The organism is Borborobacter xinjiangensis (assembly GCF_047739745.1).
Lineage (GTDB): Bacteria > Pseudomonadota > Alphaproteobacteria > Rhizobiales > Rhizobiaceae > Pseudaminobacter.
In genome coordinates this window covers 58,449-84,069 of record NZ_JBLLVA010000018.1, presented here as the reverse complement: position 1 = coordinate 84,069, position 25,621 = coordinate 58,449, and the positions used below count along the sequence as shown (strand labels likewise).

Here is a 25,621-nt window from a genome sequence, read left to right as displayed (position 1 = left end):
TGACCCGCTCGCCGTCGCGCCATACCGGAAGGCGGCATCGACTTTCAAAGGGCTCGGAGCGAAGCATGAACGTTCTTCTGATCGGCTCGGGTGGCCGGGAACATGCATTGGCCTGGAAGATCGCGGCTTCGCCGATGCTGACCCGGCTTTATGCCGCGCCCGGCAATCCGGGCATCGCCAGGGAGGCGGAACTGGTTGGGCTCGAAGTCACCGATCATCAGGCGGTGACCGCTTTTTGCCGTGAGAAGGCGATCGACCTTGTCGTCGTCGGACCGGAAGCGCCGTTGGTTGCCGGCATTGCCGACGATCTTCGCGCGGCCGGCATTCGCGTGTTCGGACCATCGGCCAGGGCCGCCCAGCTCGAAGGCTCGAAAGGGTTCACCAAGGACCTTTGCCGGAAATATGGAATTCCGACCGCGGCTTATGCGCGATTCACCAGCGCTGGGGAGGCCGCCGCCTATATCCGCGAAGCGGGCGCACCGATCGTCGTAAAGGCCGACGGGCTCGCCGCCGGCAAGGGCGTCACCGTGGCGATGACCATCGAGGAGGCCCTGACGGCCGTGGACGCCTGCTTTGAAGGTGCCTTTGGCGGAGCGGGTGCAGAGGTGGTGATCGAGAAATTCCTGACCGGCGAGGAGGCAAGTTTCTTTTGTCTCTGCGACGGCGTCACGGCGCTGCCGTTCGGCACCGCACAGGACCACAAGCGCGTCGGGGAGGGCGACACCGGTCCGAACACAGGCGGAATGGGAGCCTATTCGCCCGCACCGGTGATGACTGAGGACCTGATCGAGCGGACGATGCGCGAGATCATCGAGCCGACGATGCGCGGCATGCGCGAAATGGGCGCGCCCTTCTCCGGCGTGCTTTATGCCGGGCTGATCCTGACAGCAAAGGGCCCCGAACTGATCGAGTACAATGTCCGATTTGGCGATCCCGAATGCCAGGTGCTGATGATGCGCTTGAAGGACGATATACTGGTGCTGCTGAACGCTGCCGCCGATAGTCAGCTTGCGCATATGTCGGCCCGCTGGCGCGACGAGGCGGCGCTGACGGTGGTAATGGCCGCCAAGGGTTATCCCGACGCGCCGCAAAAGGGCTCGGTGATCACGGGGCTGGACAAGGCCGGCGAAGGCGTCGAAATTTTTCATGCCGGCACTGCCGAGCGCGAAGGCGTGATCATCGCGAATGGCGGGCGGGTGCTCAATGTCACAGCCATGGGCAAGACGGTTGGCGAAGCGCAGGCGAAGGCTTATGAAACCGTCGACCGGCTCGATTGGCCGGAAGGTTTTTGCCGGCGCGACATCGGCTATCGCGCCGTCGAACGGGAGCGCAAAGAATGAGCGTCACCATCTACCACAATCCCAATTGCGGCACCTCGCGCAACACGCTGGCGATGATCAGGGCCTCGGGCGAGGAGCCTGAAGTCGTCGAGTACCTGAAGACGCCGCCATCGCGGGAAAGGCTGGTTGAACTGCTTGGCCTGCTGAAGATGTCGCCGCGCGCCCTTCTGCGCCGTCGCGGCACGCCCTATGACGAACTGGGGCTGGACGACCCGAAATGGAGTGATGACGAACTTATCGATTTCATGATCGCTCATCCGATCCTGATCGAGCGCCCGATTGTCGTGACCGACAAAGGCGCGGTGCTGGCGCGTCCGTCCGAAAAGGTGCTCGATATCTTGAGCAATGGCGACATCGGTCACTTTGTAAAGGAAGACGGCGAGGTCGTGCCGGCCAAGAAGTAGCCTGGACGGTACACCGCTCTGTTTAAGGTATCTCTGCCCGCGCCGGAATGGTCGCCGTGGCGATCGGGTCCAGTCCTGCCGGCGCGTCGGGATCGCCAAACGCCCAGGCAACCACAGTCTGGCGCAGCGAGGCAAGATACCCGCCAACGCGCTGCAACAGCGACGCCGCCTTGTCTTCGGTTGCGGCATAGCCGTAGCGTTCGGGATAGGGCTGGCCGCGCACCTGGAACATGTTTTCCAGCGCCACGATCGGGCTTGCCGCCTGCACCGAGGCATAGGCCAGCGTTACCTCGCCTGCCAGTCCGGCCTCACGCGTGACCGGTACCGGCACCTTCGCGATCATTTCGATCGGCACGTCCAGCAGTCCGCCAAATGGCCAGGCCTTGCGAAGCTCGGCGGCGCTCATGGGCGCGACATTGACGTCGATATCGTTTGGCGTTCCCGGCACGCGATAGGGGCAACTGCGCTCATTGCAGTTCGCCTGTGCCGAAAACTGCCACAGCGCATAGCTTTGCCAGTTGCCTTTCGGAAAATGGATGCCGATCTCGGGCTTGTAGCGGGCGTACCAGAGCGGCAGGCGCGACAACAGCGGATATTTCTCGCGATTGTCGGCAATGTGCTGCGCAGTCGTGCCGTTGGTGTAGAGGATCGGGAAGCGGCCGATGCGGCGATGCACATGGCGCACGAATTCCTCGGCATCCTCCAGCGACATCCATTTTTCCGGATCGTTCTCCTCGATGTCGATCGCCAGGAGGTCGTCGGGTTCGGGTTCGGCAAAATCGATGAAATTGTTGGCTTGATCGATCGGATTGCCGGGCCGGGCAAGGTGGTAGGCGCCCCACTGCAAGCCGAGCGCCTTCGCCACTGTCTTCCTGGTGTGGTAGAGCTCGCGGGCAACGGCGTGACGCTTCCACAACGCGCTGCACAGCTTCACCTCGGTCTCGTTGCCGCTGCATGAGTAGGCGGGAGGCAGGCCGTCCGAAGCCTTGTTGATGAAGCCGACGATGCGCTTGTCTTCGGCAAGCTTGCGCCAGTCGATCGGATTGTACTCATAGGCGTCCACGACCAGCGCGCGCTCAGGGTTCTTCCATGGCTCTGAAAAATCCGAAGCCATGGCAACGGGCGCAAGCTGTGCAGCAAAAGCCAGGCCGATCGCCCACAGGGCAGCGCGACCGAGACGACGGCTCCAGTTCGACAAGATGGCAAGCTCCCAAGGTTCCGGCTTATCCTGCCGCTTCATGGTTAATGAAGTGCTGCCTGGTCAAGATGGTGATTTAGAAAAAGCGCAAACAAATTTGACGTTAACGTCAAAACGAACTAGCCGTCGGGATCAGATTCCGGATAGGCTGCGATGTAGCCTGACCGGGCCGTCGATTGAGGAGCCGTTTGCCATGTATCGCGCACCTGTCGAGGAAATTTCGTTCACGCTCAAGCATGTGGCCGGCCTGAAGTCCGCAATCGAAAAAGGCGTTCTTGGAGACTTGAGCGAGGATCTTGCCGACGCGATCCTGCAGGAGGCCGGGCGTTTCGCTTCCGAAGAGGTAGCGCCGCTGCACAAGATCGGCGACGAGCATGGCGCCGTGCTGAAGGACGGAGCGGTAACGACCCCGCCCGGCTGGAAGGAGCTTTATCGGCGCTGGGTCGAAGGCGGCTGGAATGCGCTGCAAGGACCGGAAGAATATGGCGGGCAAGCCCTGCCGGCTATGCTTGGCGTCGCAGCTCTCGAAATGTGGAATTCCGGATCGATGGCCTTTGCGCTCGGTCCGACGCTCACCATGGGTGCTGTCGAGGCGCTCGAAAAGCACGCCACCACGGAGCTGAAGGCGAGGTTTCTGGAAAAGCTCGTCTCCGGCGAGTGGATGGGCACGATGAACCTGACCGAGCCGCAGGCAGGTTCAGACCTTGCCGCTCTGCGCACCCGCGCCGAGCGCGCGGGCGACGGAACTTACCGGCTTTTCGGCCAGAAGATTTTCATCACTTATGGCGAGCATGATTTTACCGACAATATCGTGCACCTGGTGCTGGCGCGTTTGCCGGACGCGCCTCCCGGCACCCGCGGCATTTCGCTTTTCCTGGTGCCGAAATTTCTCGTCGATGCAGACGGCTCGCTCGGTCGCCGCAACGACGTTTTCTGTTCCGGGCTGGAAGAAAAGCTCGGCATCCACGCTTCGCCGACCTGCACGATGATCTTCGGCGATGGCGCCGTCGAGGGTCAGGAGGCCGGCGCCGTCGGTTGGCTGATCGGCGAGGAAAATCGCGGGCTCGCCTGCATGTTCACCATGATGAACAATGCCCGGCTGGCCGTTGGCATGCAGGGCGTGGCCATTGCAGAGACCGCCTACCAGAAGGCACTTGCCTTTGCCAACGAACGCCGCCAGGGCAAGGCTGCCGCCTACCAGGGCGAAGGCATGGCTCCGATCGTTTATCACCCCGACGTGCAGCGTAACCTGCTGACGATGAAGGCGCTCACGCAGGTGGCGCGCGCCATCAGCTATTGCTGCGCCGCTGCCACCGATCGCGCCCGCGCGGCCGAAGGCGAGGAGCAAGTGCATTGGCAGGAGCGCGCCAATCTGCTCACCCCTGTTGCAAAGGCATTCTCGACCGATATCGGCGTCGAAGTCGCCTCGATCGGCCTGCAGGTTCACGGCGGCATGGGCTTCATCGAGGAGACCGGTGCGGCTGCCCTTTACCGCGACGCGCGCATCGCGCCGATCTACGAAGGCACCAATGGCATACAGGCCATCGACCTTGTGACACGAAAACTGCCGCAAGGCGGCGGTGAACACGTTTTCGGCTATATCGCCGAACTGACGCAGACGACTGGCAAGCTGCGCACCTCCAATCGTCCGGGCTTCGGCAAGACCGCGAACGCCGTCGGCAACGCGCTGGACGATCTGACCGAGGCGACGGGTTTCCTGCAAAAACTGCTGGAGGAGGGCCGCACGGATGAAGCGTTGGCGGGCGCGACACCCTATCTGCGCCTGTTCGCGCTCGCCGCCGGCGGCGCCTATCTGGTGCGCGGTGCGCTGGCGGAGGAAAACGAGGCGCGCACCGCGCTCTGCCGCTTCTTCGCCGAAAACCTGCTTGGCGAAACGCGGGCGTTAAAGGATCGGGTGCTGATCGGCGCGACCAGCCTGGCAGCCGCCGGCAGGACGCTTATTTCAGCCTGACCACCGCATCGGAGGTTATGACCATGACTGAGCATATCATTGTCGAGCGCCGGGGTGCCGTCCAGATCATCCGCCTGAACAGGCGCGACAAGCGCAACGCCATAACGCGCGCCATGTATGCGGCGATGGCCGAGGCGCTTGCCGTCGGCGATGCCGATCCGGAAATACGCGTTCACGTTTTCCTCGGCGTTCCGGGGGCGTTTTCCGCCGGAAACGATCTCACCGACTTCATGGAGGTGGCCATGGGCGGTGAAAGCGGCTCAGAGGTTTGGGATTTCCTGGCCGCGCTGGCGAAGGCCGAAAAGCCGCTGGTCTCGGGGGTCGACGGCATTGCAGTCGGCATCGGAACCACGCTCAACCTGCACTGCGACCTGACCTTCGCCACGCCGAGCACCGTCTTCAGAACACCCTTTGTCGATCTCGGCCTGGTGCCGGAAGCCGGCTCCAGCCTGCTTGCCCCGGCGATCCTGGGCTATCAGCGCGCATTCGCGCTTCTGGCGCTGGGAGAGGGCTTGACTGCGAGACAGGCGCGTGATGCCGGACTGATCCATGCGGTTGTCGAGGAAGATCAACTCGAAACGGAAGTGCTGGCTGCCGCGGCGAGGATCGCCGACAAGCCGCCGGAGGCGCTGAAGATCGCGCGTGAGCTGATGCGCGGCCCGCGTGACGAAATCCTCGCCCGGATCAGGCACGAGGGAGAGCATTTCAAGGCAAGGCTCAAGTCGGACGAAGCGCGCGCCGCCTTCACCGCTTTCATGGATCGCAAGAAGAGCTGAAAAAACCCCGCTGGGCCTGATGCTCCAGCGGGGTTTTTCTTCATCCGGCCAGTTCTCACCGATAGGGCGAGTAGCACTGCTGGCGCGGGCCGTTGTAGGGCTGGTAGGTGTTGTCATAAGCCCGGTACGACCGGTAGCGGTTGTAACACCACTGGACATGAGCATTGCCGTAGCGTGGCGCGCGATAGACGGGCGCAGGGCGATTGGCGATCGCGCCGCCGATGATCGCACCGGTGATGAATGCCGCGGGCGGGAACCACCAGCCATTGTGACGGCGCCAACCCGGCCTGTGGTGGCGGTGGCCTCGATGACCGTTGTAGTAATGATAGCCGCCACGGGTGTAATAGCCGCGCCTGTGCCTGATCTCCTGTACATCCGAGGTGCCGGTTTCGAGGCTGACGCGCGGCATCGTGGCGGCCTGAACAGGCACCGCAGTGGCAGCAACGGCCGTCAGCGTCATCGCCGCCGCACAGATGGTCGAAACAATCTTTTTCATCGGTCTTCCTCTTGGGTTGGATTCGACTGATCCCACCTTCGCAATGTGTCAATGAACCGAAGCTGAACGCCAACATTAACTTTTGGTAAGCTTGACGAAGCGGAAATCGATCGAACGAAACCTGCCGCCATCAGGCGCCGGACGATATCGAACATGCCGGCGACTATGGTGGCGGAAAACTATAGTTCAGGAAAATCTAATATTGCCGATCAGGGATAAAGGCGTGTCTTTTCCCAGTTTCCGTCAGCCGCGCGTGTGAAGACCAGTCGATCATGCAGCCGGAAAGGCCGGTCGTGCCAGAACTCGATCGACTGGGGCACGATGCGGAAGCCCGACCAGTGGGCCGGGCGCGGAATGTCGCCGATTGCGTAGCGTGCCGTATATTCGGCGACGGCCTTTTCGAGCGCAAAGCGGCTTTCAAGCGGGCGCGATTGCTTCGAAGCCCATGCGCCGATGCGGCTGCCGCGGGGCCGGGTTGCATAATAGGCATCAGCCTCGCTGTCGCTGACGATTTCCACCGGTCCGCGCACACGCACCTGCCGCCGCAGCGATTTCCAGTGAAAGCACATCGCCGCTTTCATGGTGGACAGGATTTCCTGTCCCTTGGCGCTTTCGAAGTTGGTATAGAAGACGAAACCGTGCTCGTCGAACCCCTTGAGCAGCACCATGCGTACATCCGGCAGCCCGTCGCTGTCGACTGTGGCGAGAGCCACGGCGTTCGGATCGTTCGGTTCGCTCTTGCCAGCGTCTTCAAGCCATGCTGCAAAGAGCGCGAACGGTTCGCGACTCGTGGTAAAGTCACCGCTTGTTAACGCTGTTTCGGTCATAGTTCCACTCTATGTGATGCTTCTGGCAGGAGATTGCCTATTGTCGCGCCTTGCGCAAGCGTGGAGAGAAAGTTTGCCGCGCCTTTTCCGGTCAGCTTGCCTGAAATCAGTGCCGCTGCTTGCGGTCTCGTTGTCGCTTTCTGCCTGCGCTTTCGGTGGGTTCAGCCTGGAAAAGGCTGAGGTCGACCGCACGCTGGTGACCAGCAATGTGCCTGCCAGCCAGCAAAGAAGCGTGGATGCCGAGCAGATGTCCGACGAAGCCACGATCCGGAATGCGGTCTCTTCGGCTGACCTTGACAATCTCTCCGGCCCACTGCCATGGGCCAATGCCGATACCGGTTCGCGCGGCGCCATCAGCAATCTCATCGAGCACAAGGACACCGGCAAGATTTGCCGTAAATTCAGCGCCTCGCGCGAAAGCTATGATGGCGTCGGTCTTTATCATGGCGAAATCTGCTCGGTCGGCTCCGGCGCATGGCGAATGCTGGCGTTCCAGTCGGCCTCTTGATATGACTCTACCGGGACTTTTCAGCGTCTCTGGAATTTCTTCCTAGCCATGCGCATATAGGAAGCTGATTTGATATCCGAAAAATCCGGGCAGGCATAAGCATGCGCGATCCTTATGAAGTGTTGGGCGTTGCCAAGACCGCATCGGCCAAGGAGATAAAGTCGGCGTACCGTAAGCTCGCCAAGAAATATCATCCGGACCAGAATCCCGATGATCCGAACGCGAAGGATCAGTTCGCAGCGGCCAATCAGGCCTATGAGATACTCGGCGACGAAAAGAGCCGTGGCGCCTTCGATCGCGGCGAGATCGACGCCGAAGGCAAGCAGAAGTTCCAGGGGTTCAACGATTTCGGGGGGCGTCCCGGCGCCGATCCGTTCGCCGGATTTCGTCGTCAGGGGCCCGGTCAGGGCGCGGGCGGCACGCGCTTTGAGTTCCGCACCGGTGCGCCGGGCGGCGACCCGTTCGCCGACAGCGATATCTTCAGCGAATTGTTCGGGCAGGCTTTTTCGCGCGGCGGCGCGAACGCTCAGCGCGCGCCTGCCGGTGCCGATCTCAGCGCCACGCTGGATGTCAGCGTCGAGGAAATCGCAACCGCCGCCAAGGTGACGGCGATGTTTCCCGACGGGCGCAAGATAGCGGTAAAGCTGCCGGCCTATGTCGAGGACGGCCAGACCATTCGCCTCAAGGGCCAGGGCGAACAGGGGCTCGGTGGGCCGGGTGACGCGCTGGTGAAAATCCGCTTCAAGCGTCATCCGCGCTACCGCATCGAGGGCCGCGATCTGCACACCGATCTGCCGGTGTCGCTTTCCGATGCGGTGCTTGGCGCCAAGGTGGCGGTTGAGACGCCGACCGGCCGGCTGGCGGTCAATGTCCCCGCGTGGTCGAGCTCCGACAAGGTGCTGCGGTTGAAGGGCAGGGGCTTGCCGGAAAAGACCGGCGGTCACGCCGACCTTTACGTTCATGTGCGCGTGATGCTGCCGGAAGGCGGCGACCCCGAGCTGGAGAGCCTGATGAGGAAGCGCGCGAAGTGACGACGTCGCGTGGCTTCGTGCCGGCACCATGGTGGACCATGAAAGCTTGAAGCCGTCGGGTGCCTATGCGATAGGCATGTTCGATTTTCATGAGGTGCGGAGCGATCGAATGACGGTTGGACAAGGGCTGATGGCCGGCAAGCGCGGTCTTATTCTGGGCGTGGCCAACAACCGGTCGATCGCCTGGGGCATTGCCAAGGCTTGCGCCGACCAGGGTGCCGAGATAGCGCTCACCTATCAGGGCGAAGCGTTCAAGAAGCGCGTCGAACCGCTCGCCGCCGAACTTGGTGCGCATGTCGTCGGCCATTGCGACGTGACCGAGCCCGAGACGCTGGATGCGGTCTTCGAAAATGTCGCGGCCAAATGGGGCAAGCTCGATTTCCTCGTTCATGCCATAGCGTTTTCCGACAAGGACGAGCTCGACGGCCGCTATGTCGAGACCACGCGCGACAACTTCCTGCGCACCATGGACATTTCCGTCTATTCCTTCACCACCATCGCCAAGCGCGCCGAGGCGCTGATGGCGGATGGCGGCTCGCTGCTGACACTGACCTATTACGGCGCCGAAAAGGTGATGCCGCATTACAATGTCATGGGCGTGGCCAAGGCAGCGCTCGAGGCCAGCGTTCGCTACCTGGCGGTCGATCTCGGGGCCAAGAACATCCGCGTCAACGCGATTTCGGCCGGGCCTATCAAGACGCTGGCCGCCTCGGGCATCGGCGATTTCCGCTACATCCTCAAATGGAACGAATACAATTCGCCGCTGAAGCGCACCGTGACGCCGGAAGAAGTTGGCGATTCCGGCCTTTACCTGCTCTCCGACCTGTCGCGCGGGGTCACCGGCGAGGTTCACCATGTCGATGCGGGCTATCATGTCGTTGGCATGAAAGCCGTGGATGCGCCGGACATCACGACCGTCAAGGACTGAACCGGCCGACCGGCTCTCATATTCGTTGTTGGAGGGCGTAGCACCGCCATGTCCCCTCTCGTCTATTTCGTGCGCCACGGCGAGACCGGCTGGAACGCCGAACGGCGCCTCCAGGGGCAGGCCGATACCGACATGACCGAGCGCGGTCGCGCTCAGGCCGACCGCAACGGACGCCGTCTTGCCGAACTGATCGAGCGCCCCGCCGATTTCGACTTTATCGCCAGCCCCATGCGTCGCACCCGCGAAACCATGGAGCGCATTCGCGCTGCCATGGGCCTGGAGCCGAAAGCCTACAGCACCGATGCGCGGCTGGTCGAAGTGCATTTCGGCGATTGGCAGGGCTATACCTTAGCCGAGCTGGAGGCGCGGCAAATGGGCTCGACCGCGGCCCGCTCGCGCGACAAATGGGCCTTCGTGCCACCGGGTGCGGCCGGCGAAAGCTATCAAATGCTGCTTGAGCGCGTGCGGCCTTGGTTCGAGACACTGGAGAGGCCGACGGTATGCGTCACCCATGGCGGCGTCATCCGCACCGTCTTCAGACTGGTCGACGACATGCCGCCCCGTGAGGCGGCCGCACTCGAGATCTGGCAGAATCGTGTGCTGAGGCTGGAAGGTGGGAAGCTGACCTGGCTTTGAGGTCTGCTGCTAACTCTACCCTGTCGGGCATCTGCCTCGGCGGGGCGAGTTATCACCAGACTTCAAGACATTGGGTTACGCTTTACTGAGGTAATTCCATATCGGTGATGAGGTTCACGCCGTCGACCTCGTCATAGGCGAGCAGCACCTCCATCCCTTCTTTCAGCGCATTGACATCGAACTCACCGGGCAATTTGTAGGATTTGCCGTCGTCCAGGGTTATCGTCAGATTGTCCCGGTCGATGGTCTTGATCTGTCCCTCCGCCTCAGCGGCGAAGGCAGCGGTGGAAATCATAAAAACAGCGGCAACGGCGCCGATCAGGGTACGCATGGTCATCCTCTTCCTTGCATGCCGCGCGGGCAGGCGGGCGAAAGATTTGCACGTGGGTGAGACAGAGCAATATCCCAAGGAATATGTCAAAACTAAAACGGCGAAGCCTGCGTTTGACCACTGCGAAAAACGCCAATAGAACGCCCGCTAGAATGCAAGGCTGAACCGGCCAGTCGCCGGACGGGACCGATTTTCCATGTCGCACAACACGTTCGGGCACCTTTTTCGGGTCACCACCTGGGGCGAAAGCCACGGCGCGGCCCTCGGCTGCGTGGTGGATGGCTGCCCGCCGGGCATTCGCTTCACCACGGCCGAAATCCAGCATGAACTGGACCGGCGCCGGCCCGGCCAGTCGCGCTTCGTCACCCAGCGCCGCGAGCCTGACGCCGTCAAGGTGCTGTCGGGATTCGTTCTGGAGGACGACGGCAAGACAATGATCACCACCGGAACGCCGGTTTCGATGATGATCGAGAATGTCGACCAGCGGTCGAAGGATTATGGCGAGATCGCCCGGCAATATCGGCCGGGCCATGCCGACTACACCTACGACGTGAAATACGGCCTTCGCGACCATCGCGGCGGTGGCCGCTCCTCGGCGCGCGAGACGGCCGCCCGCGTTGCCGCCGGCGCTCTGGCGAGAAAGGTGGTGCCGGGCATGGTGGTGCGCGGTGCCCTCATTTCGATCGGCGTCAAGGAGATTGACCGGGCGCGCTGGAACTGGAATTTCGTCGATGATCCGCAAAACCCGTTCTTCACGCCCGATCCCGAGTCGGTAAAGATTTTTGCCGACTATCTGGACGGCATCCGCAAAGCGGGTTCATCGGTCGGTGCCGTCGTCGAGATCGTCGCCGAGGGCGTGCCGGCCGGGCTCGGTGCGCCGATCTACGCCAAGCTCGATCAGGACATCGCCTCCAATCTGATGTCGATCAACGCTGTCAAGGGCGTGGAGATCGGCAACGGCTTCGAGGCGGCGCGCATCACCGGCGAAGAGAATGCCGATGAGATGCGCATCGGCAATGACGGCAAACCGGTTTTCCTGGCCAATCATGCTGGCGGCATCCTCGGCGGCATCTCGACCGGGCAGCCGATTGTCGCACGCTTCGCCGTCAAGCCGACCTCATCGATTCTCACGCCGCGCAAGTCGATCGATGTCGATGGAAACGACGTCGACGTGATGACCAAGGGGCGTCATGACCCTTGCGTCGGAATTCGCGCGGTGCCCATCGGCGAAGCCATGGTTGCCTGTGCGATTGCCGATCACTATCTGCGTCATCGCGGCCAGACCGGAAGATGAAGGGCGAGCAGGCTATTCGCCCTCCATCTCCTACTCGCTAATTTCCAGCCATCGGATAAACTGCACAAATGTCCTACGACCAGAAAAAGATTGTCGAAGCCCTGCGCGCCTTCGAACGTGGCGAGATCGTCGTGGTCATGGACGACGACGGGCGTGAAAATGAAGGCGATCTGATCGTCGCTGCCGTTTATTGCACGCCCGAGAAGATGGCGTTCATCATTCGCCACACCTCGGGCATCGTCTGCACGCCGATGACGCGAGATGACGCCAAGCGGTTGAATCTCACGCCGATGGTCGCCGACAATGATTCGGCGCATACGACGGCCTTTACCGTCAGTGTCGATTTCAAGCACGGCACCACCACCGGCATCTCGGCCGACGATCGCACATTGACCGTGCGCAATCTTGCCAACAGCAATGTCGGCGGAGCCGATTTCGTACGGCCGGGCCACATTTTTCCGCTGATCGCGCGCGAGGGCGGCGTGCTGATGCGTTCGGGCCATACGGAAGCGGCGGTCGATCTATGCAAGCTGGCCGGCCTGCCGCCGGTCGGCGTCATTTCCGAACTGGTCAACGATGACGGTACGGTGATGCGCGGCCCGCAGGTTCAGGCCTTTGCCGAACAGAACGGGCTGAAGCAGGTGTCGGTCGCCGATCTGATCGCCTATCGCCAGCGTCAGGAAACACTGGTCCAACGCGTCGATTGTTTCGACATCGAAACGCCGGGCGGCAAGGCCAAGGCTTTCACCTACACGCTTCCTTGGGACGTCATGCACCATCTCGCCATCGTTTTCGGCGACATCCGGGATGGCGAGGAGGTGCCGGTGCGCTTTCACACCGAGGACGTGGTCACCGATGTTTTCGGCACCGGCGACGGCCTTTCGCGCATCGTGAAGACACTCGCCGAGCGCAAACGCGGGGTCATCGTCTATCTGCGCGAAGGATCGGTCGGGGTCGCCGGTCAGGGGCGCAACCGCCCCTCGATCGAGCACGAGGACCACGAAGAGGCGCGCCGGCGCGACGAGGAGTGGCGCCAGATCGGCCTCGGCGCCCAAATCCTCAAGGACCTCGGCATCTCGTCGATAGATCTGATCGCCTCGCGCGAGCGCCACTATATCGGCCTTGAAGGCTTCGGCATAAGGATCTCGAAGACCGAGATTCTCTGAAGCGCCGCCGTCGATCAACCGTCTAAACTCTGTTGAACGTCTACGGAGCTTTTCGCCGAGCATGGTCAAAACGGTTTGGCGCGCCTATATCGAGACATGGTCACACGACTTTATTCGCATCCAATCTATCTTGAGCATCTGACGCCGCCCGGCCATCCGGAGCGGCCGGACCGGCTACGAGCGATCGCGCGGGTGCTGGAAGACGAGGCTTTCGCCACGCTCGACCGTGTCGAGGCGCCGGAGGGCGACGAGGCGACCATCCTCTACGCTCATCCCGAAAGTCATGTAGAGCGTGTCCGCTCCGTGATCCCCGAGGAGGGTATCGGCGGCATCGATGCCGATACCACGGTCAGTCCGAAAAGCTGGCAGGCGGCGCTGACGGCGATCGGGGCCGCGAACGCGGCGGTCGACGACGTATTTTCCGGCAAAGCCGATAACGTCTTCGTCGCCGCACGGCCGCCTGGCCATCACGCCGAAAAGACCACGGCGATGGGTTTTTGCCTGTTCAACAATGCCGCTATCGCCGCGCGCCATGCACAGAAGAAGCACGGCGTCGATCGCGTCGCCATAGTCGATTGGGATGTCCACCACGGCAACGGCACCCAGGACATCTTCTGGGAGGATCCGTCGGTATTGTACTGCTCGACGCACCAGATGCCGCTCTATCCGGGAACCGGCGCCAAAAGTGAACGAGGTGTCGGAAATATCGTCAACGCGCCGTTGTCGCCGCAGTCGGGCAGCGATTTGTTTCGCGAAGCCATGCGCGCGCGCGTGCTGCCGGCGATCGACGAATTCGCGCCGGACCTCATCCTTATTTCGGCCGGCTTCGACGCCCATCACCGCGATCCGCTCGCCGAAATCAATCTCAGCGAGGAAGATTTCGACTGGGCGACGGGGCAATTGATGGATCGTGCCGCGCGCCATTGCGGCAATCGCCTCGTCAGCCTGCTTGAAGGCGGCTACGATCTGCAAGGACTGTCGTTTTCCGTGGCTGCCCACATAAAGCGACTGATGAAAGGATAGGCCATGGCCACCGAACCCACCGAGCCGCCAGACGATATCAAGGCCATGAGCTTCGAGCAGGCGCTGGAGGCGCTCGAGCGCATTGTCGACGATTTGGAGCGCGGCGACGTGCCGCTCGACCAGTCGATCCGCATCTATGAGCGCGGCGAGGCTCTCAAGACCCATTGCGACCGGCTGCTGAAGGCTGCGGAGGACAAGGTGGAGAAAATCCGCCTGTCGCGCGACGGCAAGCCTGCGGGCATAGAGCCGCTCGACGGCGAGTAGGAGTGCCCCGGAAGGCGACGCGCAGTTTCTTCCCGTTGAGGCGAGCGACAATAGGAGGCGGAAATGAGCTTTTTTCCCGCACTCGATCCGGAACTTGGCGATGCCTTTTCGTGCGATGCGCTCGAATTGATGGTTATCGCAAACGCCAAGGACATTGACGGCTTCGAGGTCCGGCGCGCGCTGCCTACCGCCAAGCGCCGGCTCGTCGGGCCCTTCATCTTCTTCGACCGAATGGGGCCGGCGATCCTCAGGGCCGGCAAGGCGCTCGACGTTCGCCCGCATCCGCACATCGGCCTTTCAACCGTCACCTATCTGTTCGACGGCAAGATCAGGCACCGCGATTCCCTCGGCACGGAGATGGTGATCTCGCCCGGCGACGTGAACCTGATGACGGCTGGGCGCGGTATCGTCCATTCCGAACGCACCCCGGAAGAACTGCGCGGCGCGCCGATGTCGGTTTCCGGACTGCAGACCTGGATCGCGCTGCCCGATCACAAGGAAGAGATCGCGCCTGTCTTCGAGAATACGGCAAGTGCGGCACTTCCCGAGTTCAGCGCCGAAGGCGTCAGGGGCCGCGTGGTGATCGGCAGCTTCGAGGGTCATCGCGCACCGGTCACGACCTATCATGACACGCTCTATGTCGATGTCCGGCTCGACCCTGGGGCACGTATCCGCATTCCGGCGGATGCCGAGGAGCGGGCAATCTATGTTCTTGAGGGCACCGTCACTATCTCCGGTGACCGCTTTCCCTCCGATCGGCTGCTGGTGTTCAGGCCCGGCGACGAGATCGTCGTTTCGGCCGACAATGGCGCTCATTTCATGCTGTTCGGCGGCGCCTCGCTCGGGTCGCCGCGTCATATCTGGTGGAACTTCGTCTCTTCTTCGAAAGAACGCATCGAACAGGCGAAGGAGGAGTGGAAAACCGGCCGCTTCGACATCGTGCCGGGAGACGAGACGGAATTCATACCTTTGCCCGGCAGTTGAACCTCAAGAATGCGCGGCATAGACGCGCGTTTACTTTCTCCGGCTTAGGCTCTATTTCCGAGCGCATCATGGTGCAGACAGGCTGATTACGTGACATTGCCGCCCTCAACACCGCTTCTCGACAAGGTTACTACACCGGCCGATTTGAAACTGCTGCCGGAAAGCGACTTGCCGCAGCTGGCTTCCGAGCTTCGTGCCGAACTGATCGATGTCGTGTCGCATACCGGCGGCCATCTCGGCGCTGGGCTCGGCGTCATCGAACTGACGGTCGCTCTCCACTACGTATTTGACACGCCGGGCGACCGCCTCATCTGGGATGTCGGCCACCAGGCCTATCCCCACAAGATATTGACGGGACGCCGTGGCCAGATCCGGACGCTGCGCATGGAAGGGGGCCTGTCGGGCTTCACCAAGCGCGCCGAAAGCGAATACGATCCCTTCGGCACGGCCCATTCTTCGACCTCGATCTCGGCGGGCCTGGGAATGGCGGTGGCGCGCGATCTCGCCGGCGGCAAGAACAATGTGATTGCCGTCATCGGTGACGGCGCCATGTCGGCCGGCATGGCTTATGAGGCGCTGAACAATGCCGGTGCGCTGGACGCGCGGCTGATCGTGATCCTCAACGACAACGACATGTCGATCGCCCCGCCGTCGGGCGCGATGAGCGCTTACCTGGCGCGGCTTGCTTCCGGCAAGACGTATCAGGGCTTTCGCGACTTCGGCAAGAAACTCACCTCCTATCTGGGTGCCCGCGTCGATCGCGCCATCACCCGTGCAGTCGAGCATGCGCGCGGCTATGTGACCGGCGGCACCCTGTTCGAGGAGATGGGCTTCTTCCATATCGGCCCGATCGACGGCCACAATCTCGAACATCTCGTTCCGGTTCTGAGAAACGTGCGCGACAACGCAAATGGCCCGGTGCTGATCCATGTCGTGACCCAGAAGGGCAAGGGTTATCCGCCGGCCGAGGCAGCGCCCGACAAATATCATGGCGTCAACAAATTCGACGTCATCACCGGCGCGCAGGCCAAGGCGCCGGCCAACGCGCCGAGCTACACCAAGGTGTTCGCCGAAAGCCTCATACAGGAGGCGCGCGAGGACGAGCGCATTGTCGCCATTACCGCCGCGATGCCCTCCGGCACCGGTCTCGACCTGTTCGGCAAGGCGTTTCCGGCGCGAACATTCGATGTGGCTATCGCCGAGCAGCATGCGGTGACCTTCGCCGCCGGCCTTGCGTCGGAAGGGCTGAAGCCGTTCGCTGCGATCTATTCCACCTTCTTGCAGCGCGCCTATGACCAGGTCGTGCATGACGTCGCGATCCAGAAATTGCCGGTTCGTTTTCCCATCGATCGCGCCGGCTTTGTCGGTGCCGATGGCCCGACGCATTGTGGCGCGTTCGATACGACCTTTCTGGCCACACTGCCGGATTTCGTCGTGATGGCGGCTGCCGACGAGGCGGAACTGCGCCACATGGTGCGCACCGCCGCCGCCTATGACGAAGGTCCGATCTCCTTTCGTTATCCGCGTGGCAATGGCGTCGGCGTCGACATGCCCGAGCGTGGCTCGGTTCTCGAGATCGGCAAGGGCCGCATCTTGCGCGAAGGCACCAAGGTGGCGCTTTTGTCCTTCGGCACACGTCTCCAGGATTGTCTGCTGGCCGCGGAGGAACTGAATGCCGCCGGCCTTTCCACAACGGTGGCCGACGCCCGCTTCGCCAAGCCTCTCGATGAGGATATGGTGCGGCGGCTTGCCACGTCGCATGAGGTTCTGGTGACGGTCGAGGAGGGCGCTGTCGGCGGTTTTGCCAGCCACGTGCTCCAGTTCCTGGCTGAGCAGGGCCTGCTCGATGCCGGATTGAAAATACGGCCGCTGGTGCTGCCGGATGCCTTCACCGACCATGCCAAGCCGGAGAAGATGTATGCCGACGCTGGCCTTGACGCCGCCGGCATCGTGCGCACCGTCTTTGCGGCGCTTGGCCATACCAGCCAGGCTGCCCACGCATAACTATCTGTTTACGCTGCCGTTTCGGCCTTTGCTTACCCTGTCTCTTGGGCGATTTTTAGCCGCAGTGCGCTAGCAATGCTCCAGGCAGGGAGCAAAAACGATGAAAACGCCACTTGTAGGAGCGGCGGTTCTGGCGACGCTTATGGCGCCGGCCGTCGCCGGACCGCGATACGACGTCAAGCTTGAAAGAGCGGTAATGGCGATCGTCGCGCAGAGGATAGGAGACATACGCGGCGCGTTCTCCTACGAGCGCCAACCCGAATTCGTGATCCTGCCCGAATCCGCTTCCAACGGTTCGAATGCTGTCGAGAAGTCTTTCCAGTCCAGTCATCGCCAGATGCCAATGGCGGAACGCGAGGTGTCGCGCATCATCATTTTCTGATCCGCTGGATCGAGCAAGCTTGCCTTCGTTCGAGGCTTTCGCCAATGAAGACCGATGAACGCCAAACCCGCAACAGGCACACGCCTCAGGCTCGATGAAGCACTCGTCGGCCGCGGCCATTTTGCAAGCCGGTCGCGGGCGCGTGACGCTATCGAGCGCGGTACCGTTCGCGTCGACGGCGTGGTGGCGACGAAAGCCGGGCAGGGCGTCTCCGCTGCCGCAAGCATAGCCGTCGACGATCCGGCACAAGGCTACGTTTCGCGCGCGGCCCTGAAGTTGATCGCCGGTCTCGATCGGTTCGGCATCGATGTGGCGGGCTGCAACGCGCTGGATATCGGCGCGTCGACCGGCGGCTTTACACAGGTGCTGCTGGAACGGGGTGCCGCGCATGTCACGGCCATCGATGTCGGCCATGGTCAGATGCACGACAGCATGCGGACCGATCCGCGCGTGCGCTGCATCGAAGGCCTGAACGCCCGCGACTTGACTGCCGCGCATCTGGAAGAACGCGCGCTGCATCTCATCGTCAGCGACGTCAGCTTCATTTCGCTGAGGCTCGCCCTGCCGCCGGCTCTGATCCTGGCGGAAGCGGGTGCGCGCGGTGTTTTTCTGGTCAAGCCGCAGTTCGAGGCGGGACGCCAGGCGATCGGCAAGGGCGGGCTTTTGAAGGACCCGGCAGATGGCCCCCGCATTGCCGAGGCGTTGCAGGAGTGGCTTGCCACGATACCGGGCTGGCGACCGCTCGGTCTTTGCCCTTCGCCGATCGAGGGCGGCGACGGCAATCGGGAATTTCTCCTGGCAGGGATCAAAGACAAGTGACGACACGCCTACGAATTGCACGGCTTGGCGCCCAGGGCGACGGCGTTGCCGATACAACCGAGGGGCCGGTGTTCATCCCCTTTACCTTGCCCGGCGAGTTGGTGACGGCCGCCCGCCAAAAGGATCGCGCCACGGCGATGGCCATTCTCGAGCCGTCACCGCTGCGCGTTGATCCGCCCTGCCGTCATTTCACCGAATGTGGCGGCTGCGCGCTCCAGCATCTGGAAACGCAAGCCTATCTGGACTGGAAGCGCGACAAGCTCGTGCATGCGCTGAAGGCGCGCGGCATCGAGGCCGAGATTTCAGCCACGGTGCCGTGCCTGCCGCATTCGCGCCGCCGCGTCGTGTTGTCGGCCCGCCGCACCGAGGCGCGAATGCTGCTCGGCTACAATCGCGCCTTGTCGCATCACATCATTGATATCGAGGAATGCCCGATCGCCGTTCCCGAGATCGTCAGTGCGTTGAGCAAGCTCAAAGCAGTTGCGAGCTTGGCCTGCAATACTGCTCAGCCCTTCCATCTGACGGTCACGCACACTGCCTCCGGCCTCGATGTAGCCATTCAGGGTTCGGGCAAGATCGAGGAGAAAGCCCGGATGGCGATTTCTGATTTTGCCATCCGCGAGGGCTTGGCGCGCGTGACGGTGGATGGCGAGATCATCGTCGAACCGAAAAAGCCGATGGTGCTGTTCGGCGACGTGGCGGTCGAACCGCCCTCCGGTGCCTTCCTTCAGGCGGTCGCCTCGGCTGAAGCCGTGATGGCGCAACTGGTGAGTGACCACCTGAGACGCGCGAAGAAGGTGCTCGACCTCTTTGCGGGGTCTGGCGCGTTCACACTCCGCCTTGCTGCCAAGGCGGAGGTGCATGCGGTGGAAGGTGACGGCGCGGCACTTGCGGCGCTCGACCGCGGTTTTCGATTTGCCTCCGGTCTGAAGCGGGTCACCACCGAGAAGCGCGACCTGTTTCGGCGTCCGGTGAGATTCAAGGAACTCAACGCGTTTGACGGCGTGGTTTTCGATCCGCCGCGCGCCGGCGCGGAAGACCAGTGCGTGCAGATCGCGAAGTCGGACGTGCCGCTGGTGGCTGCGGTTTCCTGCAATCCGGCAACGCTTGCCCGCGACCTGCGCATCCTGATCGACGGCGGCTATACGCTGAAAAGCGTCACCCCGATCGACCAATTCCTGTGGTCGCCACATGTCGAGGCGGTGGCTCTGCTGGAGAAACCGCGCCGCAGAAGGTGAGCGGGGCTACACCTGCGTGCCGCCGACCGTCATCTGGTTCATGCGCAGATGCGGCTGGCCGACGCCGACCGGCACGCCTTGGCCGGCCTTGCCGCACATGCCGATGCCGGTGTCGAGCTGCATGTCGTTGCCGACCATTGTCACACGATGCATCGCATCCGGTCCGTTGCCGATCAGCATTGCGCCCTTGATTGGCTGCGTCACCTTGCCGTCCTCAATCATGTAGGCTTCCGTGCAGCCGAAGACGAATTTGCCGGAGGTGATATCGACCTGCCCGCCGCCGAAGGAAACTGCATAAATGCCGTTTTTCACCGAAGCGATGATCTCGGCCGGCTCCAAATCGCCGCTGGTCATATAGGTGTTGGTCATGCGCGGCATCGGCTGGTGCGCATAGGACTGACGCCGTCCATTGCCGGTGGCCTTCATGCCCATCAGCCGCGCATTCTGCCGGTCCTGCATGTAACCGACGAGCTTGCCGTCCTCGATCAGCACATTGCGATTGGTCGGCGTACCTTCATCGTCGATGGTCAGGGAGCCGCGCCGCTCGGCGATCGTGCCGTCGTCGACAACGGTGACACCCTTCGCCGCAACCTGGCTTCCCATCAGCCCGGCGAAGGCCGATGTCTTCTTGCGGTTGAAGTCGCCTTCCAGCCCGTGGCCGACAGCTTCATGCAGCATCACGCCCGGCCAGCCGCTGGAAAGAACGATGTCGAAGGTGCCGGCGGGCGCCGGAACGGCCTGGAGGTTGACCAGCGCCTGGCGCAGTGCTTCGCCGGCCGCATGTTTCCAGCTGTCTTCGACCAGGAATTCGCCGAAGCCCTTGCGACCGCCCATGCCGTAGGAGCCGGTTTCCTGTCGGTCGCCGTCGCCGACCACGACCGCGACGTTCATTCGCACCAATGGGCGGATGTCGCGAACGATCTGGCCATCGGCGCGAAGGATTTCCACATGCTGCCAGGACGAGGCAAGCGACGCCGTCACCTGGCGCACGCGCGGGTCCTCGGCGCGAATCCAGGCATCAATCTCCTGGAGCAGCTTGGCCTTCGCCTCGAAGGAGGGTGAGGCGATCGGGTTTTCGTCATTATAGAGATGCCGGTTGGTGCGGGCGGGCGCGGCGGCAAGCGTGCCGGAATATCCGCCCTTCACCGCCGCGACAGCATCGGCCGCACGCAGCAGCGCCGTTTCCGACAACTCGCTGGAATGGGCATAGCCGCTTGCTTCGCCGGCCACGGCGCGCAGGCCAAACCCTTGGTCGGTGCTGAAATTGGCGGTCTTCAGCCGGCCATTGTCGAACATCAGCGATTCGCCTTCGCTGTATTCGAGATAGAGTTCGCCGTCGTCCGCACCCTTGATGGCGTCCGCGACGATTTCGCGGATACGCTCTTCGGATGCGTCGAATTGACCGAGAAGGCTGTTCATGGCGGCACCGCCTGTTTCGAGAAATCTGCTTCCCGATGTAGGAGCTATGATCGGCTTCGGCAATGCGCCAGCGTCAGTTCAGGGCAGCGAAGCCTTCATCGAACCCCTCAAGATCGACCGGGATGCCGATGCCTTCCTCAGGCGTCTGGAAGACAATGAATGTCGCCGACTTGCCGCCCTTCAACGTGTCGAGCAACGGCTTTTCCAGAATGACCTCGGCATAGCAGCCGTCGCCGAAACAGCGCACGAAATAGGCGCGCCCGATATCCTTGCCGTCGACATTCAGCCCAAGCCCGTTGGGCAAAAGCACCCCGAGCGGAGCCAGGACGCGCAGAATTTCGGCCTTGTTGTCGGCGGTGCGCAGGACCACCACCGAAAGGCCCATTTCCGGCCGGTCTTCGGCGATCACGTTCTGCATCATCACGCATTGCTCGGCCGTCGCCCCGGCGGGCGTGTCGCAGACGATCGACCACGCGCCATGGGTTGAGCGAACGGCTCCGCTTTGTGGCTGTTGCGGCTGCTGTGTCTGCTGCGGCTGTTGAGCCGGCTGCGGTTGCTGCTGCGCGCCGGCGGTGGCGACAAGGCCGTACATCGCGCCGCACAAGGCTATTCCGACCAGTGCTCTCGAAAACCGAGATTTCATAATGGCTCCATTGCGAATCGCGGAAAATCCGGGCCGCGACGACAGATTCTAACAGATTTTATAAGACAAGATCGCGGCCGAACCAGCCAATTGCGGCAGTTTGACCGATTTTCCAAGTGAAATTCGCCTGAATTGCGGCTGTGAGCCCAATTGACGGTGCGTGCACATGTTCTGCGTGGATGGTCGACGGGAAATATTCGACATCCGACGGTTGCGCGCAAAAATGCCGCATGGGTTGCGGTGCTCCTTTCTTGCGGTTCGCAGTAGAGTGTGGTTTGACCTGCGCCAGAGCCACCGGGATTCCCGTCTTGGTGCGATCGAATATCCGTGCCGGACCATAAGCGCGGAATTGGGAGACAAGAGGGTGATGAGAAGAATCCTTGCAAGTGTTGGTGCCGCGGCAGCCTTTTTCGCCTCTGCAGGTGCGTATGCGGCGCAGCCGACGCCCTGGCAGTTGTCATTTCAGCCGGCGGCCACCGGCATCATGGAGCAGATAATCTGGTTCGAGCGCTATTCGCTTTGGTTCATCACCGCGATTACGCTTCTGGTGCTTGCGCTGCTCGCCTATTGCATCGTCAAGTTCCGCGCGAGCGCCAACCCCAATCCATCCCGCACCAGCCACCATACGCTGATCGAGGTGATCTGGACGGTCGGTCCGGTCGTGATCCTGCTGTTTCTCGCGGTTCCGTCGTTCCAATTGCTGACGGCGCAGTATTCGCCGCCGGAAGAACCCAAGCTGACGCTGAAGGCGACCGCCAACCAGTGGAATTGGGACTATGAATACCAGATTGACGAGCCGCTTTCGTTCAACTCGGCGATGCTGGCCGATGAGGATCGCGCCGAGGCCGGCAAGGAGGATGTCGCCGCCTATCCGCGGCTGCTGGCGGTTGACAACGAGATCGTGGTGCCGGTGAGCACGGTGGTCCGCGTGCTGGTAACTGCAAGCGATGTCATTCATGCCTTCGCCATGCCTGCCTTCGGCATCAAGACCGATGCCGTGCCGGGCCGCATCAACGAGATCTGGTTCAAGGCGGACAAGGAAGGTCTTTACTACGGCCAGTGCTCGGAATTGTGCGGCAAGGACCATGCCTTCATGCCGATCGCGATCCGCGTCGTTGCGCAATCTCAATATGATACCTGGCTGGCTGCGGCCAAGTCGGATCTGACTGGCGCCAACAGGGCGCTGATGGCTGAAATCGAGGGCGCCAGCAAGGTTGCCGCCGCAGGCAATTGAGCCGGGCATATATAATTTAGGAATGGAGCGGAACATGGCAGGCGCTGCGGTTCATGACGACCACGACCACAAGCCGGTTACGGGCTGGGTTCGCTGGGTCTACTCGACCAACCACAAGGATATCGGCACGCTCTACCTGATATTCGCGATTTTCGCGGGCATCATTGGTGGGTTTTTGTCGGTGATGATGCGCTGGGAGCTGGCGGAGCCCGGCATCCAGGTTTTCCATGGGCTTGCCGCCATGGTTTACGGCGTTGAGGCGGATGCCGCGCTCGATGCCGGCAAGCATATGTTCAACGTGTTCACGACCATGCACGGCCTGATCATGATCTTCTTCATGGTCATGCCGGCGCTGATCGGCGGTTTCGCCAACTGGATGGTGCCGATCATGATCGGTGCGCCGGACATGGCGTTCCCGCGCATGAACAACATCTCCTTCTGGCTCCTGCCGCCGGCATTCATTCTTCTTTTGATGTCGTTCTTCGTTCCCGGTCCCGCCGGTGGATGGGGCATCGGCGGCGGCTGGACGATGTATCCGCCCTTCGCGACGATGGGTCAGCCTGGCCCGGCCATGGATCTGGCGATCCTTTCGGTGCATATCGCCGGCGCTTCGTCGATCCTTGGCGCGATCAACTTCATCACCACTATCTTCAACATGCGCGCTCCTGGCATGACGCTGCACAAGATGCCGCTGTTTGCCTGGTCGGTGCTGATCACGGCCTTCCTGCTGCTGCTCACCCTGCCGGTCCTTGCTGGTGCGATCACCATGCTTCTGACCGACCGCAACTTCGGCACGGCGTTCTTCGCGCCTGAGGCTGGCGGCGACCCGATCCTGTTCCAGCACCTGTTCTGGTTCTTCGGTCATCCCGAGGTCTATATCCTCATCCTGCCGGGCTTCGGCATCATCAGCCACATTGTCGCGACCTTCTCGCGCAAGCCGATCTTCGGTTATCTCGGCATGGCCTACGCCATGGTGGCGATCGGCGTCGTCGGCTTCGTGGTTTGGGCGCACCACATGTACACGACCGGCCTGTCGCTCGGCACGCAGCGCTACTTCGTGTTCGCCACGATGGTGATCGCGGTTCCGACCGGCGTTAAGGTGTTCTCCTGGATCGCCACCATGTGGGGCGGTTCGATCTCGATGAAGCCGCCGATGCTTTGGGCGATCGGCTTCATCTTCCTGTTCACCGTTGGCGGCGTCACCGGCGTTCAGCTTGCCAACGCAGGTCTCGACCGTTCGATGCACGACACCTACTATGTCGTGGCACACTTCCACTACGTGCTGTCGCTCGGCGCGGTCTTCGCCATCTTCGCGGCCTGGTACTATTGGTTCCCGAAGATGACCGGCTACATGTATTCGCCGATGATCGCCAACACCCACTTCTGGCTGATGTTCATCGGCGTCAATCTGGTGTTCTTCCCGCAGCATTTCCTCGGTCTTGCCGGCATGCCGCGGCGTTACATCGACTACCCGGATGCTTATGCAGGCTGGAACATGGTGTCCTCCTACGGGTCGTATCTCTCCGCTTTTGCCGTGCTGGTCTTCCTTTTCGGCGTGCTTGAGGCTTTCTCGAAGAAGCGCGTCGCCGGGGCGAGCCCGTGGGGCGAGGGCGCCACGACGCTGGAATGGCAGCTGCCTTCGCCGCCGCCGTTCCACCAGTGGGAGCAGTTGCCGCGCATCAAGTGACGGCTGGAAACAGTGGAAGCCGCCGGTTGTCGGCGGCTTTCGCCAAGATTAAAAGTGGACTGTGTAGGCATGGCCCTGATTGACGAGAGCATTTCGGTGGATCGCCGTTTGCGCATGTCGGAAGCGACTGCTGGCGACTACATCGCGCTGCTGAAGCCGCGCGTGATGTCGCTTGTCGTGTTCACCGCCTTCGTCGGCCTGGTCGCGGCACCCCACTCGCTCAATCCGTTCATCGCCATCGTGGCCATTCTGGCGATCGCCATCGGCGCCGGCGCGTCAGGCGCGCTCAACATGTGGTATGACGCCGACATCGATGCCGTCATGAAGCGGACCGTGAACCGCCCCGTGCCGGCGGGGCGTGTTCTGCCCGGCGAGGCGCTGGGCTTCGGCCTTGTGCTTTCAGCGCTTTCGGTGATGACGCTCGGCGTCATCGTCAACTGGCTGTCGGCCGCGCTGCTTGCCTTCACCATCTTCTTTTATGCCGTCATCTACACGATCTGGCTGAAACGCTCGACACCGCAGAACATCGTCATCGGCGGTGCCGCTGGCGCCTTTCCACCGGTGATCGGCTGGGCCGCGGCTACCGGAACGGTCAGCCTGGAAAGCGTCATCCTGTTCCTGATCATTTTCCTTTGGACCCCACCGCATTTCTGGGCGCTGGCGCTGTTCAAGGCGGACGAATATGGCCGCGCCGGCATACCGATGATGCCGAATGTCGCGGGCGAGGCGTCTACCAGGAAGCAGATATTCGCCTACACGCTGCTGATTGCGCCCGTTGGCGTGCTTCCCTGGGCATTTGGCTTCACCACGGCCGGCTACGGCATCGTCGCCTTGGCGCTGGGCCTTGGCTTCATCTGGTATGCGTGGAAGGTCCTTGTCATGCCTGATAGTGATCGCGTGATGAAGCCGGCCAAGGCGCTGTTCGGCTATTCGCTGCTCTATCTGTTTGTCATTTTCGCCGCCTATCTGGCTGACAGTGTCGTCGAGCGCGTGCTCGCGGCGCCCGGGGTTTAGCCT

Annotated in this window: 26 protein-coding genes; 20 read left to right on the top strand and 6 right to left on the bottom strand. The window is 62.1% G+C overall.

All coding sequences use genetic code 11. The features are described 5' to 3' along the window. The first annotated feature begins 65 nt into the window (after window positions 1-65). Both purD and arsC read left to right on the top strand, forming a co-directional pair. The gene (gene purD / locus ACLKMW_RS18125; protein ID WP_415725896.1) at window positions 66-1,340 is read left to right on the top strand and encodes a phosphoribosylamine--glycine ligase; all 1,275 of its coding nucleotides are present in this window, start codon (window positions 66-68) and stop codon (window positions 1,338-1,340) included. Next, complete coding sequence (arsC, locus tag ACLKMW_RS18120; protein WP_415725895.1) at window positions 1,337-1,744, top strand: arsenate reductase (glutaredoxin); 408 nt, start codon at window positions 1,337-1,339, stop codon at window positions 1,742-1,744. Before purD ends, arsC begins: the two co-directional genes overlap by 4 nt. A gap of 22 nt (window positions 1,745-1,766) precedes the next feature. On the opposite strand, the gene ACLKMW_RS18115 is transcribed toward arsC, so the two are convergent. Continuing rightward, complete coding sequence (locus tag ACLKMW_RS18115) at window positions 1,767-2,858, bottom strand: glycoside hydrolase family 25 protein (RefSeq protein ID WP_415725916.1); 1,092 nt, start codon at window positions 2,856-2,858, stop codon at window positions 1,767-1,769. Window positions 2,859-3,135: 277 nt separating this feature from the next. On the opposite strand from ACLKMW_RS18115, the gene ACLKMW_RS18110 reads away from it, so the two are divergent. Continuing rightward, window positions 3,136-4,914: an acyl-CoA dehydrogenase gene (locus ACLKMW_RS18110; RefSeq protein WP_415725894.1), complete on the top strand. Its 1,779-nt coding sequence runs from the start codon at window positions 3,136-3,138 to the stop codon at window positions 4,912-4,914. A 23-nt stretch (window positions 4,915-4,937) separates the two neighbouring features. Further along, entirely contained in the window at window positions 4,938-5,690 is a 753-nt protein-coding gene (locus ACLKMW_RS18105) for a crotonase/enoyl-CoA hydratase family protein (protein WP_415725892.1), read from the top strand. Window positions 5,691-5,745: 55 nt separating this feature from the next. Here the strand turns inward: ACLKMW_RS18105 and ACLKMW_RS18100 are convergent, their stop codons facing one another. Then, entirely contained in the window at window positions 5,746-6,186 is a 441-nt protein-coding gene (locus ACLKMW_RS18100; protein WP_415725891.1) for a BA14K family protein, read from the bottom strand. 209 nt (window positions 6,187-6,395) lie between these two features. Next, the gene (gene pdxH / locus ACLKMW_RS18095; protein ID WP_415725890.1) at window positions 6,396-7,013 is read right to left on the bottom strand and encodes a pyridoxamine 5'-phosphate oxidase; all 618 of its coding nucleotides are present in this window, start codon (window positions 7,011-7,013) and stop codon (window positions 6,396-6,398) included. 73 nt (window positions 7,014-7,086) lie between these two features. On the opposite strand from pdxH, the gene ACLKMW_RS18090 reads away from it, so the two are divergent. From ACLKMW_RS18090 to ACLKMW_RS18075, 4 genes are all read left to right on the top strand, one after another. Then, complete coding sequence (locus ACLKMW_RS18090) at window positions 7,087-7,521, top strand: RT0821/Lpp0805 family surface protein (RefSeq protein WP_415725889.1); 435 nt, start codon at window positions 7,087-7,089, stop codon at window positions 7,519-7,521. Between the two features lie 101 nt (window positions 7,522-7,622). Continuing rightward, window positions 7,623-8,552 carry a DnaJ C-terminal domain-containing protein gene (locus ACLKMW_RS18085; protein WP_415725888.1) on the top strand — a complete coding sequence of 310 codons (930 nt, stop codon included), beginning with the start codon at window positions 7,623-7,625 and terminating at the stop codon, window positions 8,550-8,552. 109 nt (window positions 8,553-8,661) lie between these two features. Further along, window positions 8,662-9,480 (top strand): enoyl-ACP reductase FabI, encoded by an 819-nt coding sequence (fabI, locus tag ACLKMW_RS18080; protein WP_415725887.1) that lies wholly within the window; start codon window positions 8,662-8,664, stop codon window positions 9,478-9,480. A gap of 48 nt (window positions 9,481-9,528) precedes the next feature. Then, window positions 9,529-10,116 carry a histidine phosphatase family protein gene (locus ACLKMW_RS18075; RefSeq protein WP_415725886.1) on the top strand — a complete coding sequence of 196 codons (588 nt, stop codon included), beginning with the start codon at window positions 9,529-9,531 and terminating at the stop codon, window positions 10,114-10,116. An 82-nt stretch (window positions 10,117-10,198) separates the two neighbouring features. Here ACLKMW_RS18075 and ACLKMW_RS18070 read toward each other — a convergent pair whose 3' ends face one another. After that, window positions 10,199-10,447, bottom strand: a complete 249-nt coding sequence (locus ACLKMW_RS18070; RefSeq protein WP_415725885.1) for a DUF1344 domain-containing protein — start codon at window positions 10,445-10,447, stop codon at window positions 10,199-10,201. A 196-nt stretch (window positions 10,448-10,643) separates the two neighbouring features. On the opposite strand from ACLKMW_RS18070, the gene aroC reads away from it, so the two are divergent. The 9 genes from aroC (at window position 10,644) to ACLKMW_RS18025 (ending at window position 19,621) form a co-directional block, all read left to right on the top strand. After that, window positions 10,644-11,741 (top strand): chorismate synthase, encoded by a 1,098-nt coding sequence (gene aroC, locus ACLKMW_RS18065; protein ID WP_415725884.1) that lies wholly within the window; start codon window positions 10,644-10,646, stop codon window positions 11,739-11,741. Between the two features lie 68 nt (window positions 11,742-11,809). Beyond that, a complete protein-coding gene (gene ribB / locus ACLKMW_RS18060) occupies window positions 11,810-12,907 on the top strand; it encodes a 3,4-dihydroxy-2-butanone-4-phosphate synthase (protein WP_415725882.1) in 1,098 nt (365 codons plus the stop codon). A gap of 96 nt (window positions 12,908-13,003) precedes the next feature. Next, on the top strand, window positions 13,004-13,930 hold the full coding sequence (locus ACLKMW_RS18055; RefSeq protein ID WP_415725881.1) for a histone deacetylase family protein: 927 nt from the start codon (window positions 13,004-13,006) through the stop codon (window positions 13,928-13,930). Between the two features lie 3 nt (window positions 13,931-13,933). Continuing rightward, on the top strand, window positions 13,934-14,194 hold the full coding sequence (locus tag ACLKMW_RS18050; RefSeq protein WP_415725880.1) for an exodeoxyribonuclease VII small subunit: 261 nt from the start codon (window positions 13,934-13,936) through the stop codon (window positions 14,192-14,194). Between the two features lie 63 nt (window positions 14,195-14,257). After that, complete coding sequence (locus ACLKMW_RS18045; RefSeq protein WP_415725879.1) at window positions 14,258-15,178, top strand: pirin family protein; 921 nt, start codon at window positions 14,258-14,260, stop codon at window positions 15,176-15,178. 90 nt (window positions 15,179-15,268) lie between these two features. Beyond that, window positions 15,269-17,182, top strand: coding sequence for a 1-deoxy-D-xylulose-5-phosphate synthase (dxs, locus tag ACLKMW_RS18040; RefSeq protein WP_415725878.1), 1,914 nt, complete (start codon window positions 15,269-15,271; stop codon window positions 17,180-17,182). A gap of 100 nt (window positions 17,183-17,282) precedes the next feature. Then, a complete protein-coding gene (locus ACLKMW_RS18035; protein WP_415725877.1) occupies window positions 17,283-17,564 on the top strand; it encodes a hypothetical protein in 282 nt (93 codons plus the stop codon). A gap of 54 nt (window positions 17,565-17,618) precedes the next feature. Further along, entirely contained in the window at window positions 17,619-18,383 is a 765-nt protein-coding gene (locus tag ACLKMW_RS18030) for a TlyA family RNA methyltransferase (protein ID WP_415725876.1), read from the top strand. After that, window positions 18,380-19,621 (top strand): class I SAM-dependent RNA methyltransferase, encoded by a 1,242-nt coding sequence (locus tag ACLKMW_RS18025; protein WP_415725875.1) that lies wholly within the window; start codon window positions 18,380-18,382, stop codon window positions 19,619-19,621. Before ACLKMW_RS18030 ends, ACLKMW_RS18025 begins: the two co-directional genes overlap by 4 nt. Before the next feature lie 6 nt (window positions 19,622-19,627). On the opposite strand, the gene tldD is transcribed toward ACLKMW_RS18025, so the two are convergent. Together tldD and ACLKMW_RS18015 are read right to left on the bottom strand one after the other, a co-directional pair. After that, a complete protein-coding gene (gene tldD, locus ACLKMW_RS18020) occupies window positions 19,628-21,040 on the bottom strand; it encodes a metalloprotease TldD (RefSeq protein ID WP_415725874.1) in 1,413 nt (470 codons plus the stop codon). A 73-nt stretch (window positions 21,041-21,113) separates the two neighbouring features. Then, the gene (locus ACLKMW_RS18015; RefSeq protein WP_415725873.1) at window positions 21,114-21,683 is read right to left on the bottom strand and encodes an invasion associated locus B family protein; all 570 of its coding nucleotides are present in this window, start codon (window positions 21,681-21,683) and stop codon (window positions 21,114-21,116) included. 367 nt (window positions 21,684-22,050) lie between these two features. Here ACLKMW_RS18015 and coxB point away from each other — a divergent pair, with 367 nt between their 5' ends. The 3 genes from coxB to cyoE all read left to right on the top strand — a co-directional run bounded on the left by coxB (window position 22,051) and on the right by cyoE (window position 25,618). Then, the gene (gene coxB / locus ACLKMW_RS18010) at window positions 22,051-22,917 is read left to right on the top strand and encodes a cytochrome c oxidase subunit II (RefSeq protein ID WP_415725872.1); all 867 of its coding nucleotides are present in this window, start codon (window positions 22,051-22,053) and stop codon (window positions 22,915-22,917) included. A 34-nt stretch (window positions 22,918-22,951) separates the two neighbouring features. Beyond that, window positions 22,952-24,604, top strand: a complete 1,653-nt coding sequence (gene ctaD / locus ACLKMW_RS18005; RefSeq protein ID WP_415725871.1) for a cytochrome c oxidase subunit I — start codon at window positions 22,952-22,954, stop codon at window positions 24,602-24,604. A gap of 69 nt (window positions 24,605-24,673) precedes the next feature. Continuing rightward, the gene (cyoE, locus tag ACLKMW_RS18000; RefSeq protein ID WP_415725870.1) at window positions 24,674-25,618 is read left to right on the top strand and encodes a heme o synthase; all 945 of its coding nucleotides are present in this window, start codon (window positions 24,674-24,676) and stop codon (window positions 25,616-25,618) included. The last annotated feature ends 3 nt before the right edge of the window (window positions 25,619-25,621 follow it).

Coding starts and splice junctions, on each gene's coding strand:
- purD (WP_415725896.1), top strand. CDS start 66: ATGAACGTTCTTCTGATCGGCTCGGGTGGCCGGGAACATGCATTGGCC.
- ACLKMW_RS18055 (WP_415725881.1), top strand. CDS start 13,004: ATGGTCACACGACTTTATTCGCATCCAATCTATCTTGAGCATCTGACG.
- ACLKMW_RS18100 (WP_415725891.1), bottom strand. CDS start 6,186: ATGAAAAAGATTGTTTCGACCATCTGTGCGGCGGCGATGACGCTGACG.
- fabI (WP_415725887.1), top strand. CDS start 8,662: ATGACGGTTGGACAAGGGCTGATGGCCGGCAAGCGCGGTCTTATTCTG.
- ACLKMW_RS18045 (WP_415725879.1), top strand. CDS start 14,258: ATGAGCTTTTTTCCCGCACTCGATCCGGAACTTGGCGATGCCTTTTCG.
- ctaD (WP_415725871.1), top strand. CDS start 22,952: ATGGCAGGCGCTGCGGTTCATGACGACCACGACCACAAGCCGGTTACG.
- coxB (WP_415725872.1), top strand. CDS start 22,051: ATGAGAAGAATCCTTGCAAGTGTTGGTGCCGCGGCAGCCTTTTTCGCC.
- ACLKMW_RS18015 (WP_415725873.1), bottom strand. CDS start 21,683: ATGAAATCTCGGTTTTCGAGAGCACTGGTCGGAATAGCCTTGTGCGGC.
- ACLKMW_RS18105 (WP_415725892.1), top strand. CDS start 4,938: ATGACTGAGCATATCATTGTCGAGCGCCGGGGTGCCGTCCAGATCATC.
- ACLKMW_RS18085 (WP_415725888.1), top strand. CDS start 7,623: ATGCGCGATCCTTATGAAGTGTTGGGCGTTGCCAAGACCGCATCGGCC.
- ACLKMW_RS18075 (WP_415725886.1), top strand. CDS start 9,529: ATGTCCCCTCTCGTCTATTTCGTGCGCCACGGCGAGACCGGCTGGAAC.
- ribB (WP_415725882.1), top strand. CDS start 11,810: ATGTCCTACGACCAGAAAAAGATTGTCGAAGCCCTGCGCGCCTTCGAA.
- ACLKMW_RS18110 (WP_415725894.1), top strand. CDS start 3,136: ATGTATCGCGCACCTGTCGAGGAAATTTCGTTCACGCTCAAGCATGTG.
- ACLKMW_RS18070 (WP_415725885.1), bottom strand. CDS start 10,447: ATGCGTACCCTGATCGGCGCCGTTGCCGCTGTTTTTATGATTTCCACC.
- ACLKMW_RS18115 (WP_415725916.1), bottom strand. CDS start 2,858: ATGGCTTCGGATTTTTCAGAGCCATGGAAGAACCCTGAGCGCGCGCTG.
- arsC (WP_415725895.1), top strand. CDS start 1,337: ATGAGCGTCACCATCTACCACAATCCCAATTGCGGCACCTCGCGCAAC.
- ACLKMW_RS18030 (WP_415725876.1), top strand. CDS start 17,619: ATGAACGCCAAACCCGCAACAGGCACACGCCTCAGGCTCGATGAAGCA.
- cyoE (WP_415725870.1), top strand. CDS start 24,674: ATGGCCCTGATTGACGAGAGCATTTCGGTGGATCGCCGTTTGCGCATG.
- ACLKMW_RS18050 (WP_415725880.1), top strand. CDS start 13,934: ATGGCCACCGAACCCACCGAGCCGCCAGACGATATCAAGGCCATGAGC.
- aroC (WP_415725884.1), top strand. CDS start 10,644: ATGTCGCACAACACGTTCGGGCACCTTTTTCGGGTCACCACCTGGGGC.
- pdxH (WP_415725890.1), bottom strand. CDS start 7,013: ATGACCGAAACAGCGTTAACAAGCGGTGACTTTACCACGAGTCGCGAA.
- tldD (WP_415725874.1), bottom strand. CDS start 21,040: ATGAACAGCCTTCTCGGTCAATTCGACGCATCCGAAGAGCGTATCCGC.
- ACLKMW_RS18035 (WP_415725877.1), top strand. CDS start 17,283: ATGAAAACGCCACTTGTAGGAGCGGCGGTTCTGGCGACGCTTATGGCG.